The organism is Streptosporangium sp. NPDC049078, from assembly GCF_040648855.1.
Lineage (GTDB): Bacteria > Actinomycetota > Actinomycetes > Streptosporangiales > Streptosporangiaceae > Streptosporangium.
Map to the genome: position 1 here is coordinate 47,575 of NZ_JBEZEL010000006.1, position 19,821 is coordinate 67,395.

At 70.3% G+C, this 19,821-nt stretch carries 17 protein-coding genes; 11 read left to right on the top strand and 6 right to left on the bottom strand.

What is annotated here, in order from left to right; all coding sequences use genetic code 11:
• Positions 1–94 precede the first annotated feature (94 nt).
• From AB0B90_RS11435 to thiE, 3 genes are read left to right on the top strand one after another with little or no spacing between them, the layout of a single operon-like run.
• Positions 95–1,273 (top strand): FAD-dependent oxidoreductase, encoded by a 1,179-nt coding sequence (locus tag AB0B90_RS11435; RefSeq protein ID WP_350948024.1) that lies wholly within the window; start codon positions 95–97, stop codon positions 1,271–1,273.
• A gap of 50 nt (positions 1,274–1,323) precedes the next feature.
• Positions 1,324–1,698: an Rv2175c family DNA-binding protein gene (locus AB0B90_RS11440; RefSeq protein ID WP_350948025.1), complete on the top strand. Its 375-nt coding sequence runs from the start codon at positions 1,324–1,326 to the stop codon at positions 1,696–1,698.
• On the top strand, positions 1,676–2,317 hold the full coding sequence (gene thiE, locus AB0B90_RS11445; RefSeq protein ID WP_350948026.1) for a thiamine phosphate synthase: 642 nt from the start codon (positions 1,676–1,678) through the stop codon (positions 2,315–2,317). The genes AB0B90_RS11440 and thiE overlap by 23 nt, the downstream gene beginning before the upstream one ends.
• Before the next feature lie 203 nt (positions 2,318–2,520).
• Here the strand turns inward: thiE and AB0B90_RS11450 are convergent, their stop codons facing one another.
• Positions 2,521–3,588 (bottom strand): polyprenyl synthetase family protein, encoded by a 1,068-nt coding sequence (locus AB0B90_RS11450; RefSeq protein ID WP_350948027.1) that lies wholly within the window; start codon positions 3,586–3,588, stop codon positions 2,521–2,523.
• Between the two features lie 415 nt (positions 3,589–4,003).
• Between AB0B90_RS11450 and metF the strand changes: the two genes are divergently transcribed.
• Positions 4,004–4,936 carry a methylenetetrahydrofolate reductase [NAD(P)H] gene (gene metF, locus AB0B90_RS11455; protein ID WP_350948028.1) on the top strand — a complete coding sequence of 311 codons (933 nt, stop codon included), beginning with the start codon at positions 4,004–4,006 and terminating at the stop codon, positions 4,934–4,936.
• Between the two features lie 23 nt (positions 4,937–4,959).
• Here metF and AB0B90_RS11460 read toward each other — a convergent pair whose 3' ends face one another.
• A complete protein-coding gene (locus AB0B90_RS11460) occupies positions 4,960–5,508 on the bottom strand; it encodes a GNAT family N-acetyltransferase (protein ID WP_362895575.1) in 549 nt (182 codons plus the stop codon).
• A gap of 335 nt (positions 5,509–5,843) precedes the next feature.
• Positions 5,844–6,320, bottom strand: a complete 477-nt coding sequence (locus tag AB0B90_RS11465) for a YbaK/EbsC family protein (protein ID WP_350948030.1) — start codon at positions 6,318–6,320, stop codon at positions 5,844–5,846.
• Between the two features lie 119 nt (positions 6,321–6,439).
• Here AB0B90_RS11465 and AB0B90_RS11470 point away from each other — a divergent pair, with 119 nt between their 5' ends.
• Positions 6,440–7,249, top strand: coding sequence for a L,D-transpeptidase family protein (locus AB0B90_RS11470; RefSeq protein WP_350948031.1), 810 nt, complete (start codon positions 6,440–6,442; stop codon positions 7,247–7,249).
• Between the two features lie 377 nt (positions 7,250–7,626).
• Positions 7,627–8,073: an SAV_6107 family HEPN domain-containing protein gene (locus AB0B90_RS11475; protein WP_350948032.1), complete on the top strand. Its 447-nt coding sequence runs from the start codon at positions 7,627–7,629 to the stop codon at positions 8,071–8,073.
• Between the two features lie 302 nt (positions 8,074–8,375).
• Here AB0B90_RS11475 and AB0B90_RS11480 read toward each other — a convergent pair whose 3' ends face one another.
• The 3 genes from AB0B90_RS11480 to AB0B90_RS11490 form a co-directional block, all read right to left on the bottom strand.
• On the bottom strand, positions 8,376–9,569 hold the full coding sequence (locus AB0B90_RS11480; protein ID WP_350948033.1) for a PP2C family protein-serine/threonine phosphatase: 1,194 nt from the start codon (positions 9,567–9,569) through the stop codon (positions 8,376–8,378).
• Positions 9,570–9,719: 150 nt separating this feature from the next.
• A complete protein-coding gene (locus tag AB0B90_RS11485; protein ID WP_350948034.1) occupies positions 9,720–10,214 on the bottom strand; it encodes a transcriptional regulator in 495 nt (164 codons plus the stop codon).
• A 491-nt stretch (positions 10,215–10,705) separates the two neighbouring features.
• Positions 10,706–11,950 (bottom strand): arginine deiminase, encoded by a 1,245-nt coding sequence (locus tag AB0B90_RS11490; RefSeq protein WP_350948035.1) that lies wholly within the window; start codon positions 11,948–11,950, stop codon positions 10,706–10,708.
• 310 nt (positions 11,951–12,260) lie between these two features.
• Here AB0B90_RS11490 and pyrR point away from each other — a divergent pair, with 310 nt between their 5' ends.
• The 5 genes from pyrR to carB all read left to right on the top strand — a co-directional run bounded on the left by pyrR (position 12,261) and on the right by carB (position 19,820).
• On the top strand, positions 12,261–12,842 hold the full coding sequence (gene pyrR, locus AB0B90_RS11495; protein WP_350948036.1) for a bifunctional pyr operon transcriptional regulator/uracil phosphoribosyltransferase PyrR: 582 nt from the start codon (positions 12,261–12,263) through the stop codon (positions 12,840–12,842).
• The gene (locus AB0B90_RS11500; protein ID WP_350948037.1) at positions 12,839–13,768 is read left to right on the top strand and encodes an aspartate carbamoyltransferase catalytic subunit; all 930 of its coding nucleotides are present in this window, start codon (positions 12,839–12,841) and stop codon (positions 13,766–13,768) included. Before pyrR ends, AB0B90_RS11500 begins: the two co-directional genes overlap by 4 nt.
• Positions 13,768–15,087, top strand: a complete 1,320-nt coding sequence (locus AB0B90_RS11505) for a dihydroorotase (RefSeq protein ID WP_362922281.1) — start codon at positions 13,768–13,770, stop codon at positions 15,085–15,087. The genes AB0B90_RS11500 and AB0B90_RS11505 overlap by 1 nt, the downstream gene beginning before the upstream one ends.
• Positions 15,088–15,274: 187 nt before the next feature.
• On the top strand, positions 15,275–16,531 hold the full coding sequence (gene carA, locus AB0B90_RS11510; RefSeq protein WP_362922283.1) for a glutamine-hydrolyzing carbamoyl-phosphate synthase small subunit: 1,257 nt from the start codon (positions 15,275–15,277) through the stop codon (positions 16,529–16,531).
• The gene (carB, locus tag AB0B90_RS11515; protein WP_350948040.1) at positions 16,524–19,820 is read left to right on the top strand and encodes a carbamoyl-phosphate synthase large subunit; all 3,297 of its coding nucleotides are present in this window, start codon (positions 16,524–16,526) and stop codon (positions 19,818–19,820) included. The genes carA and carB overlap by 8 nt, the downstream gene beginning before the upstream one ends.
• The last annotated feature ends 1 nt before the right edge of the window (position 19,821 follow it).

Sequence of the window (19,821 nt, forward strand, 5' to 3'; positions counted from 1 at the left end):
AACACGCTTAGCGCGTTAGATGTGAGGTAAATCCCGTTTTCGTTATCAACGACCGTTGGTAGGAGTACGGGGTTCCCGCTTATCGTCGGGAAGTGTGAATCATGTCGTGGTGGTTGGAGCCGGCCTCGCCGGTGTGCGCAGCGTGGAGGCGTTACGAGCCCGTGGGTTCGGCGGCAGGATCACCCTGATCGGGGAGGAACGGCACCGGCCCTACGACCGCCCGCCCCTGTCCAAGGGAGTGCTGCTCGGCGAGACCGATTCCACGGTCGTCGACTCCGACCTCGACGCGCTTGAGATCGACTTTCGCGCGGGCGTGTCGGCCAAGGGGCTCCATCCCGGTGTGGTGGAGACCACCGAGGGCGAGATCGCCTACGACGGCCTGGTCGTCGCGACCGGTGCCCGCCCGATCAGGCTGCGCGGGGACGGCCCCCAGCACGTGGTGCGCACCATCGACGACGCGCTCCGGCTGCGCTCCCTGCTCGGCGAGGGAGTCAGGGTCGCCGTCATCGGCGCGGGCTGGATCGGCGCGGAGGTGGCGACCGCCGCCCGCAGGGCGGGCTGTGCCGTGACCGTCGTCGAGGCCGCCCGCACCCCGCTGGCCGCCGCGCTCGGCCAGGTCGGCGCGTACACCACCCCCTGGTACGCCGAGGCGGGCGTCGACCTGCGCCTGGGCACCATGGTCGCCTCCGTCGACCACGGAGGGCTCACCCTGGCGGACGGCTCCGCGCTGGAGGCCGACGTGGTCGTCACCGGCGTGGGCGTGCGGCCCGCGACCGAGTGGCTGGCCGGATCCGGCATCAGGCTCGACAACGGCGTGGTCACCGACGAGCACCTGCGCACCTCGCTGCCCGACGTGGTCGCGGTGGGTGACTGCGCCGCCTGGTGGTCGCGCCGCTACGGCATCCGCCTGCGCGTCGAGCACTGGGACACCGCCCTGGGCGCCCCGGACGTCGCGGTGGCCACACTCCTCGGCGACGCCGCGGTCTACGACCCGGTCCCCTATTTCTGGTCCGAGCAGTTCGGCCACATGGTCCAGTACGCCGGCCACCACGACGGTGCCCGGCTCGTCCTGCGCGGCGACCCTGCGGCCGAGGGAAAGCCCAGGTGGGCGATCTGCTGGGTGACCGAGGACGACCGGCTCACCGCGGTGCTCTCGGTCAACCGCCCCCGCGATCTGGTCCAGGGGCGCCGCCTCATCGAGGGCGGCCAGCGCCTCGACGTCGATCGCCTCACCGACCCTGCGATAGCGTTGCGCGATTGTACGGTGGCGTAACCTCGCCGCCGGGTGTTTGGCGAAGGGCTCGATGTGGTAGTGGTGGATTCGTGACGCTTTCTGTTGCGCAGATCGACCGGGAAACCGACCAGCTGGTGGGCGAGTGGCTCACCCTGACCGAGGTGGCCAGAAGGCTCAACCTGAGCGCCGGTCGCGCCAAGCAACTTCTCAAGGACCGTAAGCTCATCGGAGTGCGCAGGGGCGGTGGAGAGCCACAGGTCCCCGCCGTGTTCCTCGTCGACGGAGAAGTGATCAAGGGCCTTCCCGGGACCCTCACGGTGCTCCTGGACGCCGGATACGACGACGTCGAATCCCTTCGCTGGCTTTTCACCCCCGACGACACGCTGCCGGGCTCACCGGTGGACGCGATCGTGGCGGGCCGCCACACCGAGGTGAAGAGACGTGCCCAAGCCCTCGGTTTCTGACGCCCGCCTGTATCTCTGCACGGACGGGCGCCGAGACCGGGGAGACCTCGCGGACTTCCTCGACGCCGCCCTCGCGGGCGGGGTCGACATCGTGCAGCTGCGCGAGAAGGGCCTTGAGGCGCGCGAGGAGCTCGACCTCCTCGCCGTCTTCCGCGAGGCCTGCGACCGGCACGGCGCCCTCCTGGCGGTGAACGACAGGGCCGACATCGCGTACGCGATCCGTCCCGACGTGCTCCACCTCGGCCAGGATGATCTGCCGGTGCGGGTCGCGCGCGACATGCTCGGCGACGACATCCTCATCGGGCGTTCCACTCACGCCCCCGAGGAGGCGTCCGCCGCGGCCGTCGAGCCCGGAGTCGACTACTTCTGCTGCGGCCCGATCTGGCCGACCCCTACCAAACCGGGAAGGTCCGCCCCGGGCCCCGGCCTGCTCAGGCACGCCGCGGCCCTGGAGACCGACCGGCCGTGGTTCGGCATCGGCGGCATCGACCTCGCCAACCTGGAGGAGGTCATGTCGTACGGCGTGCGCAGGGTCGTGGTCGTCCGGGCGATCACCGAGGCCGACGACCCCAAGGCGGCGGCGGCGGAGTTCAGGCGGAGGCTGGACGCCCCCGCCTGAGGTTTCCGCCGCCCCGGTGGTTCGCCGCTCGGCGGGCCCGTGCCCACGGGCGGGCGGATCGCCTTGATCGTCGGCCCGGTCCTGTTCGCCGCCCGTCGGGAGCCGGCTCTGCCGGGCGCCGCTCCGTCGTGGGCGACCACGCCGCGGGCCGTCCCGTCGTGAGCCGTTCCGCCATGTGCCGCTCCGTCATGTGCCGGGTACGGTCAGGTCCGCCGGGAGGTGGCGGCCACCGCGAGGTCGGCCAGGGCCGCGCGGGCCTCGGGGAGGATCGGTGCGCCCTCCAGCGAACCGAGGGCGTTCTCCAGATACCCCTTGATCAGGTCCTCGCACGCCACGAGAGCCCCCGTCTCCTCGATGATCTGGCGCAGCCGGTCGATCCCCGTCTCGTCCAGGCCCGGGTCGCCGAGCGTGGTGCGCACCACCTGGGCCTGGGACTCCGAGGCCACGGCGAGCGTGCGGGCGATGAGCATCGTCCGCTTGCCCTCGCGAAGATCGTCGCCGGCCGGTTTGCCGGTCTCGTCCGGGTCGCCGAACACGCCGAGGATGTCGTCGCGCAGCTGGAAGGCGATGCCCACCGACTGCCCGTACTCCTCGCAGAGCCGGTCGATCCAGGGCTCCCTGCCCCGGGCCGCCAGCACCAGGCCGAGCCTGAGCGGCTGCTCCACGGAATACTTGCCGCTCTTGAAGAGGGCGACCCGCAGCGCGCTTTCGAAGGTGCCCTCGCCGTGCGCCTGCTCCAGCAGGTCGAAGTACTGACCGCACATCAGCTCGGTGCGCATGTCGTCGTGGACCTTCTGCGCCGCCGCGAGGGAGGCGGCCGGCAGGCCGCTGTTGCGCCACATCTCACCGGACCAGATGAGCATCAGGTTGCCCAGCAGGATGGCGGCCCCCTCGCCGAACTGCTCGGCCGAACCGTGCCAGCGGGCCTTCCTGTGCAGGTCCTCGAACCTGCGGTGCGCCGAGGGCATGCCCCGGCGCAGATCGCTGGCGTCCATCACGTCGTCGTGCACCAGAGCGCTGGCCTGGAGCAGCTCGAGCGAGGCCGCGGCGGAGAAGATGGCGGGCTCCTCGCCCCCGCCCGCACCGTGCCAGCCCCAGTAGCAGAAGGCGGGGCGCAGCCGCTTGCCGCCCGCGAGGAAATCCTCGGCCGCCGAGATGAGCGGCGCCAGCTCCGGAGCGCTGACCTGTGGGCGCTGTTGTTCGACGAATCGCCGAAGAGAACGATCCACCTCGGACCGGATCATGTCCAACGCGGCTGCAGAAGTGATCATCGAATACCTCCAGTGTGGAGACCCTGGGCTTCAGCTCTGGGGGGAAAACGCGGTACGGCGCCGTGCATCCCGGCGTCGTGACCGGCGGTGATGACACCCCGACCACCGTACGCATGATGGACAAGATCCTCTCCGCCGGTCCGGCGGAGAGGTGGAACGCCTGTGGAGCCGGTGTGGGGCACGACACCTCCGGGTTCCTTGCGACTGAGCATGAGGCAGGGAACCCAATCTATGAAAATTGGAATCCCCCGGCTTTGACGGCGTGAGGAGGTCAGGTAATGAGATTAACGGTCCAAGGGGACATTTCGATCTAGAGGGGTGGTGGTTTACGTGCTAATTGTGACAAGTTCGCGCCACGCCCGGCGAAGATGATCTGGTCGGGCGGCCGAGCGGCCGGGCAAGTATCCTTGACCCCATGGCTCTGGGTCGCGCGTCTGTCCTTCCTGATCGTGTCGCCACCGTCCGCGAACTCCTCGCTGCCGGTGCCCGCTCGTTCTCCTTCGAGTTCTCCCCCCCGAAGACCGACGAGGGGGAGCGTCAGCTCTGGCGCGCCGTCCGTGAGCTGGAGTCGCTGCACCCCACCTTCGTGTCCGTCACCTACGGCGCCGGCGGCAGCACCCGAGACCGCACGGTCGACATCGTCGAGCGGATCGCCCACGAGACCACGCTCACCCCGGTCGCCCACTTCACCGCCGTCAACCACTCCGTCCGCGAGCTGCGCCATCTGATCGGCCGCTTCGCGGGAGCGGGCGTGCGCAACATCCTTGCCGTGCGGGGCGACCCGCCCGGCGACGTGACGGGCGAGTGGGTGCGCCACCCCGAGGGCGTCCTGTACGCCGAGGAGCTGGTCCGGCTCATCCGGCAGTCCGGCGACTTCTGCGTGGGCGTGGCCGCCTTCCCGTACAAGCACCCCCGGTCGGCCTCGATCGAGTCCGACACCGACTACTTCGTGCGCAAGTGCCGTGCGGGCGCCGACTACGCGATCACCCAGATGTTCTTTCGTGCCGAGGACTACCTGCGGTTGCGTGACCGGGTGGCCGCAGCCGGCTGTGACACGCCGATCATCCCCGGCATCATGCCCGTCACGCAGATGAGCACCATCGCCAGGTCCGAGCAGCTCTCCGGCGCGCCGTTCCCGCCGGAGGTGGCCGAGAGGTTCGCGGCCGTCGCCGACGACCCGGCCGCGGTGCGCAGCCTCGGCATCGAACACGCCGCCGAGCTCTGCCAGACCCTGCTCGACGAGGGCGCGCCGGGCATCCACTTCATCACCTTCAACCGCTCGAGCGCGACCCGGGAGGTCTTCCAGGCGCTCGACCACACGCCGGAGATCGCCCCGCTGCCGACCTGAGACCGCGGATCCTTCGGGACGGCTCAGCCGCCCAGCGGCAGGGGAGTCCCGAGGATCGCGTAGCGCTCGTGCCCACCGGGGAAGACGAACTGCGTGAGCAGGTCCACGAAGCCGATACTGCGATAGAGGTGGCGTGCCGCGGTGGGCCGGTCGCGGGTCGACAGCACGGCGGTGCGCTCCAGGCGGCCCGCGCACATCCCCGTGATCATCGCCCGGCCGATGCCCTTGCCCTGGTAGTCGGGGTGGACGTGGATCTCGGCGAGCTCCAGCGCGTCGCCCAGCCAGTCGTGGGCGCCGCCCTCTCCGTACTCGTCCGCGAGGGCTCGCCTGACCACGTCGTGCCACCACTGCCCGGGAACCCCGTGGAAGCCGTAGGCGATGCCCACAGGAGTGCCGTCGGGGAGCTCGGCGAACAGGCAGGTGAAGGCGGGATGGGTGGCGTGGTTTCCCATGATGAGCCTGCGGCCGGCGATCTGGTCGGCCGGAGGGTTCATCGCCTCGGTGTAGACGCCGAGGACCGCGTCCAGCCGGAGCGTGAACTCGTCGGGGCCGATCCGTCGCAGTCCGATCACGCGTCGCACCCTAGCAGGGTGGCCGTGGCACGGGTCACCGTGTGGCGAGGGAGGGGCATCCGGCGCTCACCAGGGAGTTTCCCGGCCTTTCCCACCCGCCTGCCGACCCGGTCACGAAGGGCCTGACCGGCTTCTCGCGACCGCGCCCGGGAGCCGTGCGGCTCCCGGGCGCGGTCGCGAGCGTCGTGCGCACGAAGCGCCGGCGTGCTCGCCCGCGGCCCGTTCGGTGTGGGACCGGTCGTGTCGCGCGTACGAGCTCGCCGGGTCGTGGGCGCGCAGGCCCGGCGGTGGGCACGGAGCCCGTGGGCACCGAGTTCGAAAGCCGCGCGAAGCCGTTATTCGACCTCGACGGGCACCCCGCCGGTGATGCGGACGAGCTCGTCGAAGGAGGTCGGGAAGACGGTGTGCGGGTGGCCGGCCGCGGCCCAGACGACCTCGTGCTTGGCCAGCCAGGTGTCGACCAGGGTTCTGACCGGGGCGGGGTGGCCGATCGGGGCGACGCCGCCGATGACCTGGCCGGTGGCCGCCCGCACGAAGGCGGGGGCGGCGCGCTTCACCTTCGCCGCTCCGGCCGTCCTGGCGATCAGGTCGGTGTCGACGCGGTGGGCGCCGCTGGTCAGCACCAGGAGCGGCTCACCGTCGGCGTCGAATATCAGGCTGTTGGCGATGGCGCCGACCTCGCAGCCCAGCTGCGCGGCCGCGGTGGCGGCGGTGGGGGTGGCCTCCGCGAAGATGACGATCTCGCCGGGGACGCCGTGCTCGCGCAGGACGGCGGCGACCTTCTCGATGTTCGGATGCAACTTTTCTGGCACGCGGCCACTCTAAACAGATTGACCGTTGATTGCCGTTTCATGACCGGCCGTCTGCACAGGGAAACCGTGCGCTATGGTCCCTTGACCCGATCCATAGTGATATGAGGAGTTGATCGAAAGTGGGGGTTGGACTGCGGCCGGGAGTGGCCGCGCTGATGACGGCGGGGGCCGTGCTCCTCTCTTCCGTGTCTTTCGTGGGCGTCGCCCTTCCCGCCGGCGCCGCGGCGGCGGGGACGTCGGGTTCCCCGGCCGTCACGGCGGGGGTGACGGGCGTGTCCTCGTTCGTCGCGCCCGGCAAAACGCTCAAACTCGGTGCGAAGGGCGCCGCGGTGAAGGTGCTCCAGACCCGGCTGGCCGAGCTCGGCTACGCCCCGGGCAGGATCGACGGCCGCTACGGCGGGGCGACCCTGACGGCGATCTGGGCCTTCCAGAAGGTGAACGGCATCTCGCCGACCAGTACCGTGGCACGCAGGACCTGGGACGCTCTGGAGGCTCCCCTGGCGCCGAAGGTGCTCGTCCCCAACGGCAAGCCGACCCGGGTGGAGGTCAACCTCGCCAAGCAGGTGATGGTCCTCTACGTGAACGGCACGGTGAAGCTGATCAGCCACACCTCCTCCGGCAGCGGGATCGCCTACTGCGAGACGGCCACCTGGGAGGGCAGGACCCAGCGGTTCTGCGGCGACGCGCGCACGCCGACCGGCGACTACAAGACCACCTGGCGCAGGGACGGCTGGCACAAGTCCTACCTGGGCCAGCTCTACAACCCGATCTTCTTCAACGGGGGCATCGCCTTCCACGGCGCGCTGTCGGTGCCGCTGGCGCCCGCCTCCCACGGTTGTGTACGACTGCCGATGCACGTGGCGGAGGTCCTTCCCGGGCTGCTCGGTACGGGGGTGCCGGTGCACGTCCGAGGCAGGTTCGTCCGGTAGGGACGAGCCGGCGGAACGCGATCCGCCGGTCGTGCCCGCGCCGGTCGAGAGCAGGGGCCCCGGGAGACGGTGATCTCCCGGGGCCCTTTTCGCGTGCTCCAGGGACCCGAAGATCGAACCTTTGTTCGTCGTTTTACTTGACAGTATTAGTGATCGAATTTATGTTCGATGTGATGACACGGGGCTCGCGGCTCGTGTTCCAAGAGCGGCCGATCGGGTCCATGTCGTCGGCGGAGACGATCGGACCAGGTCAGGGCGGACGGGGAGAGGGGAAGCTCCTCGTCCGGCCGTCCGGCGGATTTGTCGGTGGGGTCTGCGAATGTGATACCACCGGCGAAAACGCCGGAGCCGCTTGCGACCAAGGAGGCTGAAGCGCTATGACCCCTCGGCTCGGCGATTCCGGTGGGCCCCGGCTGTCCCCCACGGTGCGGGCACACCTCTCAGACGCGCGCGACTGCCTCGAAGAGGCCGCCGCCGCCCGGACCTCCGCCGCGCGTTACGTCGCGGCCCACCTCGCCGCGCTCAGGGCGGCAGCCGCCGTCCTGGCGGCCCGTCCCCGTCCGATGCAGGGGCGCAGGCGCAGGCTGCGCAGCGCCTGGGAGCTGCTGCCCGAGGCCGAGCCCCGCCTGGCCGAGTGGGCACCCTACTTCGAGACGAGCGCGGCCAAGCGAGCCGCCGCCGAGGCGGGCCTGACCCGCACGGTGTCCTCGCGAGACGCCGAGGAGCTCATCTCCGAGGCTGAGCGGTTCGTCAGCACCGTGGAGAAGCTGCTCGGTGTCCCGAGCCAGCCCATGCTCCCGGGCCGGATCCCGCTAGCCGGTTAGAGCGGGAGCGGCCCTCCACCCGGGAGCGGCCGCCCGAGCTCATCGGCGGCGTCCCCGTACGTCTCGCCTCCGCCGGTCCCGCTGGCGGGCGCAGGGCGTACGGGGACGTTCTCGTGCCGTCGTCCCCTCGCGCCTCGTCGTTCTCCCAGGCTTTTCTCGCGCCGGTGTTCTCTCACGCCGCCGTGAAGCCGCTGCCGGTGTTCTCTCACGCCGCCGTGAAGCCGCTGCCGGTGTTCTCTCACGCCGCCGTGAAGCCGGTTTCGCGCCGCCGTTCCCGCTCGGGGCCCTGTCGGCGCTCTTCCTCACGCCGCCGTGGAGTTCTGGCGGGCGGCGCGCTGGCGCAGCAGGAGCATCGCGGCGTCGTCGCTCAGCGGCCTGCCCACGTGGCCGAGCAGGTCGGCGCGCAGGGCGTCCAGCGAGCCCTGGGGATCGTCGCCCTCCAGCAGGTGCGCCCGCTCCAGCAGCGGATAGAACTCGCCCGCGTCGTCGCGTGCCTCGATGACCCCGTCGGTGTAGAAGAGGACCTGGTCGCCGGGCTCGAAGGGGATGTGGTGCGGCCGCGGCTCGACGGCCTTGAGGGCGCTCATGCCCAGCGGGAGCGCCTCGTCCGGGGGGTCGGCGAACCAGACCCCGCCGTCGGCGTCGAGCACCAGGGGCGCCGGGTGGCCGCAGTTGATGACGGTGATGGTGGAATCGCCGCTGATCTCGGCCAGCACGGCGGTCACGAACTGCTCGCCGGACAGCTCGCGGGTCAGGGCGTTCTCCAGGCGGCCCACGACGCCCTGGAGCGTCCTCTCGTCGTGGGCCGCCTCACGGAAGGCCCCGAGCGCGACCGCGGCCGTCTCCACGGCCTCCAGGCCCTTGCCCTGGACGTCTCCCACGATGATCCGCACCCCGTGCGGGGTGGTGACGACCTCGTACAGGTCGCCGCCGATCCTGGCCTCCGCCGTGGCGGAGGTGTACGAGACGGCCACGCCGATGCCGGGTCCCGCGCGGCGGGGCACCGGGCGCAGCAACACCCGCTGGGCGGCCTCGGCCACCGAGCGCACGTCGGCGAGCTGGCGTTCGTGGCGCTGCCGTCCGGCGCTGGCCAGCACACTGGCCACGGTGACGCCGAGGATGGCGATGAGGGTGATGTTGATGCGGGACGAGAGGATGTCGTTGTAGAGGCCGAGCGCGAAGCACAGCGCCAGGGCGACGACGCCGACCACCGTGGTGCGGGTCAGGTCGCAGGCCACGCTGGCGAAGGCCGGGCCGAGGGCGAGCAGCGGCAGGAGGCCGGACGTGGGTCCGGTGCCGAAGTCGATCGCGGCCACCACGGCCATCACGACGAACGGCAGAAGCTTCAGGGTGCTCTGGGTGCGGTTGGTGCCGATCGAGCTCAGCAGCCGCGGGAAGGCACGCCTCCTGGTCGATCGCGGCTGCGCCGGGGCGGTGCGGAGACGGGTCTCGGAGGTCGATCGAGAGTGATCGATCCGATCATCCTCCCTGGCCATGTCCACCACACCTCGCTAAATGCGTGTCTGCCTTTTCCTACCACAATGGCTGTAGCCCGGGGCGGAACTAAGGACAGGTTCTGCTGAGAACGAGGAGCTCTGCGGGGTGGGTACGCCGGTTGCGGCGCACCCACGACCGGTCAGGGGTCGTCAGAAGGCTTCGACGGCTCGGCGGGCCTCCGGGTCCAGGACACCCCAGCCGATGAGCTCCTCGGTGAGCTCACTGGGGGACTTGTCATAGATCACGGCGAGGGAGCGGAGGTCCTCCTGGCGGATGGACAGCACCTTGCCGTTGTAGTCGCCACGCTGGCTCTGGATGGTGGCCGCGTAACGGGCGAGCGCGCCCGCCTTCTCCTTGGGGAGCTGGGCGAGACGCTCAAGGTCGATCACAAGCTTCGGTGTCGGGCCAAGAGGGCTCGGAGCCGAACCCCCCGGCAGCAACTCCGAGACCGGCACCCCGTAGAAATCAGCCAGTTCGGCAAGCTTCTGCACGGTGACGGCACGGTCGCCACGCTCGTAGGAGCCCACGACGACCGCCTTCCAGCGTCCCCGGGACTTCTCTTCGACTCCGTGCAGGGACAGGCCCTGCTGGGTGCGAATGGCACGGAGTCTTGCACCCAGTGACTTGGCGTACTCAGACGGCATGGTGTGGCCCCCCGGCTCTGTTATGTAGTGCTCTCAACTTGATTGTGCTACCTCGCAACTTATGCCCCGTTCACCGGGTTGGTGCCTGAGGCTGGCACCTTCGGTGACCGGTGCGTCAGGGTTCACCCGATAACGCCACGAGGTGTGGTTACGGACAGTGACGGTAAAGCTGTGGGCGCCTAAGGTCAAGCTGATTGGAAAAAAGATGTCGAATCCGATCCGGTGGGGTCCGCGTCAAACGCCGCACTTGTCCTACCCGACATGACGGAAACTCCGATTTTTTCGGTACTTTCGCTTGATTCCCGCATCTTATGGATGGCTTGCGGCAGCGGCGTCGCGGGGGGTGGCGACGGGCGTATGATCTTGAACGACGCTCCCTCCGGGGAATACCCGGTGCGACGGTCCCGTCCGCCGGAGACGGCGGCCCGCGGCGTGCCCGCGTGCCGATCGCGGGCCCGCGAGCGCCGTCCCCGGCTTCCCGCGCGGGAGGGTCAGATGCCCTCGCGTTCGAGCGGGCAGCTCATGCAGCGCGGGCCGCCCCGGCCCCGGCCGAGCTCGCTGCCCCGGATCGTGATGACCTCGATCCCGTTCTCGCGCAGGTGGTTGTTGGTGGTGGTGTTGCGCTCGTAGGCCACCACCACGCCGGGACGCAGGGCGAGCACGTTGCAGCCGTCGTCCCACTGCTCCCGCTCGGAGGAGTACACGTCCTGCGTCGCGCTGAGGACCTTGATGTCGTCCAGCCCGATCGCCCGGGCGATGGCCCGGTGCATGTCCTCGGGGGGATGGTCGGTGATCTTGAGTTCCTTCTCGTTGTCGCCGGGTTCGACCGTGTAGGAGGGCAGCATGCCCAGTCCCGCGAACTTGGTGAAGACGCCGACGTCCACGTTGGTCATGACCGTGTCCAGGTGCATGAAGGCCCGTGCCTTCGGCATGTCCAGCGCGACGATTCTCGTCGCGGCACCTCGCCTGAACAGGCTTCGCGCGAGCATCTCGACCGCCTGGGGCTGCGTACGCTCGCTGATGCCCACCAGCACCGCGCCCCGGCCGATGACGAGCACGTCGCCGCCCTCGATGGTGGCGGGAGCCGCGGGGGTACCCGGCATCCAGACGTTGTAGCCGCCCTCCTCCGGACGGTCGTAGCCGGACGCGAAGGCCGGGTGGTAGCGGTAGATCGCCTCCATGTTGAGGGTCTCGCGGCGGCGTGCCTTCTTCCTCATCGCGTTGATCGAGACGCCGTCGTAGATCCAGCAGGAGGTGTCGCGGGTGAACAGGTGATTGGGCAGCGGGGGCAGGACGAAGTCGTCCGGCCTGAGCGTGTGGAAGGCGAGGCTCTTGGGGTCGGTGCCCAGCTCCACCAGCTCGCGCTTGGTGATGCCTCCGGTGAGATAGCGCTTGAGCGTGACGGAGTCCATCGAGTCGAGCGCGTTGCGGATGGCGTCGACGGCCATCGGGCCGAAGTAACGCTCGTCGGCGATGCCGTCCAGGATGTGCTTGCGCGCCTCGGGGATCTCGACCGTCTCGTGGAGCAGGTCGGAGAGCATGTGGACGGTGACGCCCTGGTCGACCAGAAGCCTCTGCCACTCCTCGTGCTCCTCCACGGCACGCTGCACCCACAGCACGTCGTCGAAGAGGAAGTCGTCCTTGTTCGACGGCGTGAGCCGTTTCAGGGCGAGTTCCGGCCTGTGCAGCAGGACCTGGTGGAGCCGGCCGACCTCGGAGTCGACGTGAAAGGTCATTTCTCTTCCTTAGCGGCTGGTTGACGGGAGTGGCCGGGGGCGGGCACGCCGGGACGCCGCGTCCGGGAGGTGTCCGGGAGGTGGTCGTCATGCTTCGCCTTGGTGCGGATGTAAAGCGCATACCCGGAAGACCAAGGGGAAGTCAGCGAAGATCGTGATATTTATTCACTTTTGAGAAGATTGTCGAGCCGGACCCGCGCTGTTCGCGAAGCGGACCCCTGTTCGGGCGAACCGTCACCGAGCTGGTACCTTGAGGTCGTTGACTTCCTTTAAGACCCGTCCCGTGAGGCGGGAAAGGTGGTGTTCCTCCTTGGCAGAGGCCATTTCGCGTGCGCTGCCGCACGCACAGGGCGGCGCCCGCGCCGTCCTCGAACAGCCCGACATCAACCGGGCCCTCATCCGCATCTCCCACGAGATCCTTGAGCGGACCAAGGGCGGTGAGAACGTCGTCCTGCTGGGCATTCCCACCCGCGGCGTCCACCTGGCCCGCCGGCTGGCCGCCCACATCAAGCAGTTCGAGGGCCGCTCGGTCCCGGTGGGCTCCCTCGACGTCACGATGTACCGCGACGACCTCCGGCTGCGGCCCGCCCGCGCGCTCGGCCGCACCGAGCTGCCCGCCGACGGCATCGACGGCAGGGTGGTCGTCCTCGTCGACGACGTCCTCTACTCGGGCCGCACCGTCCGCGCCGCGCTCGACGCGCTCAACGACCTGGGCCGCCCGCAGGCCGTGCAACTCGCCGCCCTGGTCGACCGGGGTCATCGCGAGCTGCCCATCCGCCCCGACTACGTGGGCAAGAACCTGCCGACGTCGAAGTCCGAGATCGTCAAGGTCTACCTGGAGGAGAACGACGGCAGCGACGCGGTCCTGCTGCTGAAGGGGGACGAGCGATGAAACGCCACCTGATCTCCGCGGCCGACCTGACCCGCGACGACGCCCTGCTCATCCTGGACACCGCCGACGAGCTGGCGAAGATCTCGGAACGTTCCATCAAGAAGCTCCCCACCCTGCGGGGCCGCACGGTGGTGAACCTCTTCTTCGAGGACTCCACCCGGACCAGGATCTCCTTCGAGGCCGCCGCCAAGCGACTGTCGGCCGACGTCATCAACTTCTCCGCCAAGGGCTCCAGCGTCTCCAAGGGCGAGTCGCTCAAGGACACCGCGCTCACCCTGGAGGCGATGGGCGCCGACGCCGTCGTCATCCGCCACGGCGCCTCGGGCGCGCCGCACCGGCTGGCCGGCTGGGTGCGCGGCAGCGTCGTCAACGCCGGGGACGGCACCCACGAGCACCCCACCCAGGCCCTGCTCGACGCCTTCACCATGCGCCGCCGCCTGGGCCCGCTGGACGGCAGGAGGGTCACCATCGTCGGCGACGTTCTGCACAGCAGGGTGGCCCGCTCCAACGTGCTGCTGCTGGCCACGCTCGGCGCCGAGGTGACCCTGGTCGCCCCGCCGACCCTGTTCCCGGTCCAGGTCGGCTCCTGGCCGTGCGAGGTCTCCTACGACCTCGACGCGGTGCTGCCCAAGTCCGACGTGGTGATGATGCTGCGCGTGCAGCGCGAGCGCATGAACGCGGCGTTCTTCCCCACCGAGCGGGAGTACAGCCGCCGTTACGGGCTCGACCGCGACCGCGTCGCCAAGATGCCCGAACACGCCATCGTGATGCACCCCGGCCCGATGAACCGGGGCATGGAGATCGCGGCCGAGGTGGCCGACTCGCCGCGCTCGACGATCGTCGAGCAGGTCGCCAACGGTGTGACCGCACGCATGGCCGTCCTGTACCTGCTGCTTGGCGGCGCCGACCTCCGAGGAGAGATCTGATGAACGACCGCATCGGGGCCACGCGTGACGGCATCGTCATCAGGGGCGCCAGGATCCTCGGCGGTGAGCCGGTCGACATCCTGGTCCGCGACGGCCTGCTGGTGGAGATCGGCCGGGGACTGTCCGGCGGCGAGGTCGTGGAGGCGGAAGGGCTGATCGCCCTGCCCGGCCTGGTCGACCTGCACACCCACCTGCGCGAGCCGGGCCGCGAGGACGCGGAGACCGTCGACACCGGCACCCGCGCCGCCGCCCTCGGCGGCTACACCGCCGTACACGCCATGGCCAACACCGAGCCGGTCGCCGACACGGCCGGCGTCGTCGAGCAGGTCTGGCGCCTGGGGCAGGAGGCGGGCCACTGCGACGTGCACCCCGTCGGCGCCGTCACCGTCGGCCTGGGCGGCGAGCGCCTCGCCGAGCTCGGCGCGATGGCCGACTCCACCGCGCGGGTCAGGGTCTTCTCCGACGACGGCAGGTGCGTCTCCGACGCGGTGCTCATGCGCCGCGCCCTGGAGTACGTCAAGGCGTTCGACGGCGTCGTCGCCCAGCACGCCCAGGAGCCGCGCCTGACCGCGGGCGCGCAGATGAACGAGGGCGCGGTCTCGGGGCGGCTCGGCCTCACCGGGTGGCCCGCGGTCGCCGAGGAGGCGATCATCGCCCGCGACTGCCTGCTCGCCGCCCATGTCGGCTCGCGCCTGCACATCTGCCACGTCTCCACGGCCGGTTCCGTGGAGATCATCCGCTGGGCCAAGTCCAAGGGCTGGGACGTCACCGCCGAGGTGACCCCGCACCACCTGCTGCTCACCGACGACCTCGTCGAGGACTCCCCGGTCGGCTCCTACAACCCGATCTACAAGGTGAACCCGCCGCTGCGCACGCGCGAGGACGTCGAGGCGCTGCGCGAGGCCCTGGCCGACGGCACGATCGACTGCGTGGCCACCGACCACGCCCCGCACCCGGTCGAGGACAAGGAGACCGAGTGGGCCGCCGCGGCGATGGGCATGATCGGCCTGGAGACGGCGCTGGCGGTGGTTCAGGAGGCGATGGTGGACACGGGTCTGCTCGACTGGGCGGGTGTCGCCGAGCGCATGTCCGTCGCCCCCGCCAGGATCGGCAGGCTCCAGGGCCAGGGGCGGCCGATCGAGGTCGGGGCCCCGGCCAACATCACCCTCTACGACCCGTCGGTGCGCGCCGTGGTCGACCCCGGGGGCTACGCTTCAAAAAGCCGTAACACGCCCTACGAGGGCCTCACCCTGCCGGGCCGTGTCGTGGCGACCCTCCTGCGCGGCCGGCCGACCGTCCTGGACGGAAAGCTCACGTGAGGGGCCTCGTCCGCCGAGCCCGGACTGTCGCGGGCGCCGCCCCCGACGGCCTCTCCTCTCCCTCGCCGAGGCGTGGGGGTTCCTCCCGAGGACACGAGGGTGTCCCTTCCGGCGGCGGGGCGGCGACCCAACGTGCCGGATATTTCATACTTCGCGGAGCTGTAACCGAGATGATCGGGGTGTGTGAGTGACCGCAGTGCTAGTCCTGGAAGACGGGCGCGTCTTCCACGGGACCCCCTACGGCGCCGAGGGCGAGACCTTCGGCGAGATGGTCTTCAACACCGGGATGACCGGTTACCAGGAGACGCTGACCGACCCGTCGTACCACCGCCAGATCGTCGCGATGACCGCGCCCCACATCGGGAACACCGGGGTCAACGACGAGGACCCGGAGTCGTCGAGGGTGTGGGTGGCCGGATACGTGGTCCGCGAGCCCGCCCGGGTGGCCTCCAACTGGCGCTCCAACCGTTCCCTGGACGACTACCTCAAGGAGCAGGGCGTCGTCGGCATCGCCATCACCGGCACCCGCGCCCTCACCCGCCACCTGCGGGAGCGGGGGGCGATGCGGGCCGGGGTCTTCTCCGGCAAGGCCCTGGCGCCGGTCGAGGAGCTGCTGGAGCGGGTGCTGGGCAGCCCCGCGATGGAGGGCGCCGACCTGGCGGGCGAGGTCTCCACCCCGAAGCCGTACGTCGTGCCCGCGATCGGTCCCAAGCGGTTCACCGTGGCCGCCGTCGACCTCGGCATCAAGGCGATGACGCCGCACCGGATGGCCGAGCGCGGCTGCGAGGTGCACGTGCTGCCCGCCTCCGTCACCGCCGAGGAGATCCTCGCGATCGGTCCCGACGGGGTGTTCTTCTCCAACGGTCCCGGCGACCCCGCCACCGCCGACGGCCAGGTCGAGGCGCTTCGCGGCGTCCTCGACGCGGGCGTGCCGTTCTTCGGCATCTGCTTCGGCAACCAGCTCTTCGGACGGGCGCTCGGGCTGGGCACCTACAAGCTGCGCTACGGCCACCGGGGCGTCAACCAGCCGGTGCAGCACCGGGGCACCGGCAAGGTGGAGATCTCCGCGCACAACCACGGCTTCGCGGTACGCGCACCGCTGGAGGGCGTGTTCGACACGCCGTACGGGCCGGCGGAGGTCAGCCACGTCAACCTCAACGACGACTGCGTCGAGGGGCTGCGGCTGCTCGACCGCCCGGCGTTCAGCGTCCAGTACCACCCCGAGGCGGCGGCGGGCCCGCACGACTCGGCCGGCCTGTTCGACGACTTCTGCGCGTTGATGGCGGGCGGACGGCGAACGGCCGGCGAGGAGCCGAGCGCGACCATGAGTGCGGAGCGGTCGAGGGGACGAGCGGGCGGAGTGGCCGGCGAGGGACGAGGCGTCCGCGGAGCCGGCGAGGAGCCGAGCGCGACCATGAGTACGGAGGGAAGCAAGGGTGCCTAAGCGTACGGACATCCAGTCGATCATGGTGATCGGCTCAGGGCCGATCGTGATCGGCCAGGCCTGCGAGTTCGACTATTCGGGCACCCAGGCCTGCCGAGTGCTGCGCGCCGAGGGCTTCCGCGTGATCCTCGTCAACAGCAACCCGGCGACGATCATGACCGACCCCGAGTTCGCCGACGCCACCTACGTCGAGCCCATCACCCCCGACATCGTCGAGAAGATCATCGCGAAGGAGCGGCCCGACGCGCTGCTGCCCACCCTGGGCGGGCAGACCGCGCTGAACGCCGCGATCTCCCTGTACGAGGCCGGGATCCTGGACCGCTACGACGTCGAGCTGATCGGGGCCGACGTCGACGCCATCCAGGCGGGCGAGAACCGCGAGCTCTTCAAGGGCATCGTGGCCAAGGTCGCCGCCGAGCGCGGCCTCAACGCCGAGTCGGCGCGCTCGTTCGTCTGCCACACCATGAACGAGTGCCTGGCCGCCGCGCACGAGCTGGGCTACCCGCTGGTGGTGCGGCCCTCCTTCACCATGGGCGGGGTGGGTTCCGGCTTCGCCCACGACGAGGAGGAGCTGCGCCGCATCGCCGGGGCGGGCCTCGACGCCTCGCCGACCACCGAGGTGCTCCTTGAGGAGTCCATCCTCGGCTGGAAGGAGTACGAGCTGGAGGTCATGCGCGACCGGGCCGACAACGTGGTGATCGTCTGCTCGATCGAGAACATCGACCCGATGGGCGTGCACACCGGTGACAGCGTCACCGTCGCCCCCGCGCTCACGCTGACCGACCGCGAGTACCAGAACATGCGCGACGTGGCCATCGCGGTCATCCGCGAGGTCGGCGTCGACACCGGCGGCTGCAACATCCAGTTCGCCGTCGACCCGCGCACCGGCCGCATGGTCGTCATCGAGATGAACCCCCGCGTCTCGCGCTCCTCGGCGCTCGCGTCCAAGGCCACCGGCTTCCCGATCGCGAAGATCGCCGCCAAGCTCGCCATCGGCTACACCCTGGACGAGATCCCCAACGACATCACGAAGGAGACCCCCGCGTCGTTCGAGCCCTCGCTCGACTACGTCGTGGTCAAGGTGCCGAGGTTCGCGTTCGAGAAGTTCACCGGCGCAGACCGGACCCTCACCACCCACATGAAGTCGGTGGGCGAGGCGATGGCGATCGGCAGGTCCTTCCCCGAGGCCCTGCAGAAGGCGCTGCGCTCGCTGGAGAAGAAGGGCGCCTCCTTCACCTGGGCGGGGGAGCCCGGCCCCAAGGACGAGCTCCTGGCCGCCTGCCGCGTCCCGCACGACGGGCGCCTGTTCACCATGCAGCAGGCCATCCGCGCCGGGGCCACGATCGAGGAGCTGTCGGAGGCGACCTCCGTCGACCCCTGGTTCCTGGACCAGCTCTTCGCGATCGACGCGATGGCCGCCGAGTTGCGCGAGGCGCCACAGCTCACCGCCGAGGTGCTGACCGGGGCCAAGCGGTACGGGTTCAGCGACGTGCAGATCGCCGAGCTGTGCGACATGACCGAGCCGCGGGTGCGCGACCTGCGCCACGCGCTCGGCGTCCGCCCGGTCTACAACACCGTCGACACCTGCGCCGCCGAGTTCGCCGCCCAGACCCCCTACCTGTACTCCACCTACGACGAGGAGACCGAGGTCCCCTACGGGGAGCGTCCCAAGGTCCTCATCCTCGGCTCGGGACCCAACAGGATCGGCCAGGGCATCGAGTTCGACTACGCGTGCGTGCACGCCTCCTTCGAGCTGTCGTCGGCCGGATACGAGACCGTCATGGTCAACTGCAACCCCGAGACGGTCTCCACCGACTACGACACCTCCGACCGCCTCTACTTCGAGCCGCTCACCCTGGAGGACGTCCTGGAGGTCGTCCACGCCGAGCAGCAGACCGGTCCGGTGGTGGGCGTCATCGTCCAGCTCGGCGGCCAGACCCCGCTCGGCCTGGCCCAGGCGCTCAAGGACGCCGGGGTCCCGATCGTCGGCACCTCGCCCGAGTCGATCCACCTCGCCGAGGAGCGCGGCGCGTTCGGCAGGGTGCTGGCCGAGGCGGGCCTGCCCGCGCCCAAGCACGGCGTCGCGGTGACGGAGGAGGAGGCGCTGGCCATCGCCGCGGAGATCGGCTACCCGGTGCTGGTGCGGCCCTCCTACGTGCTGGGCGGCGCCGGTATGGCCATCGTCTACGACGACGACACCCTGACCTCCTACATGGCCAAGGCCGGCGCGGCGAGCGACCATCCGGTGCTGGTGGACAAGTTCCTCGACGAGGCCGTGGAGATCGACGTCGACGCCCTGTTCGACGGCGAGGAGCTCTACCTCGGCGGCGTGATGGAGCACATCGAGGAGGCGGGCATCCACTCCGGCGACTCGGCGTGCTCGCTGCCGCCGATGACGCTGGGCGGCTACGACATCAAGCGCATCCGCGCCGCCACCGAGGCGATCGCCCGGGGAGTGGGCGTGCGCGGCCTGCTCAACGTGCAGTACGCCATGTCCGCCAACATCCTGTACGTGCTGGAGGCGAACCCCCGCGCGAGCCGCACCGTCCCGTTCGTCTCCAAGGCCACGGCGGTGCCGCTGGCCAAGGCGGCGGCCAGGGTGATGATGGGCGCCACGGTGGCCGAGCTGCGCGCCGAGGGCCTGTTGCCCGCGACCGGCGACGGCGGCACCATGCCGCTGGACGCGCCCATCGCGGTCAAGGAGGCCGTGCTGCCGTTCAACCGCTTCCGCGGCGTGGACATCGTGCTCAGCCCCGAGATGCGCTCCACCGGCGAGGTGATGGGCATCGACGAGTTCTTCGGCACCGCCTACGCCAAGTCGCAGGCCGCCGCGTACGGCTCGCTGCCCACCAAGGGACGGGCGTTCGTCTCGGTGGCCAACCGCGACAAACGCGCCATGATCTTCCCGGTCAAGGCGCTCGCCGACCTCGGGTTCGAGATCCTCGCCACCGAGGGCACCGCCGAAGTGCTGCGCCGCAACGGTGTCCATGCCAAGATCGTGCGCAAGCACAGCGAGGGGACGGGCCCCGAAGGCGAGCAGACGATCGTCCGGCGCATCCTGGACGGGGAGGTGGACCTCATCGTCAACACCCCCTTCGGCAGTCCAGGCCAGGCGGGGCCGCGCCTGGACGGCTACGAGATCCGCACCGCCGCGGTGCTGCGCGCCATCCCCTGCATCACCACCGTCCAGGGGCTCGCCGCGGCCGTACAGGGCATCCAGGCGATCGTCCGTGGCGACATCGGCGTACGGTCACTCCAGGAGCACGCGAAGCGTTTGCGGAGCGGCTGAG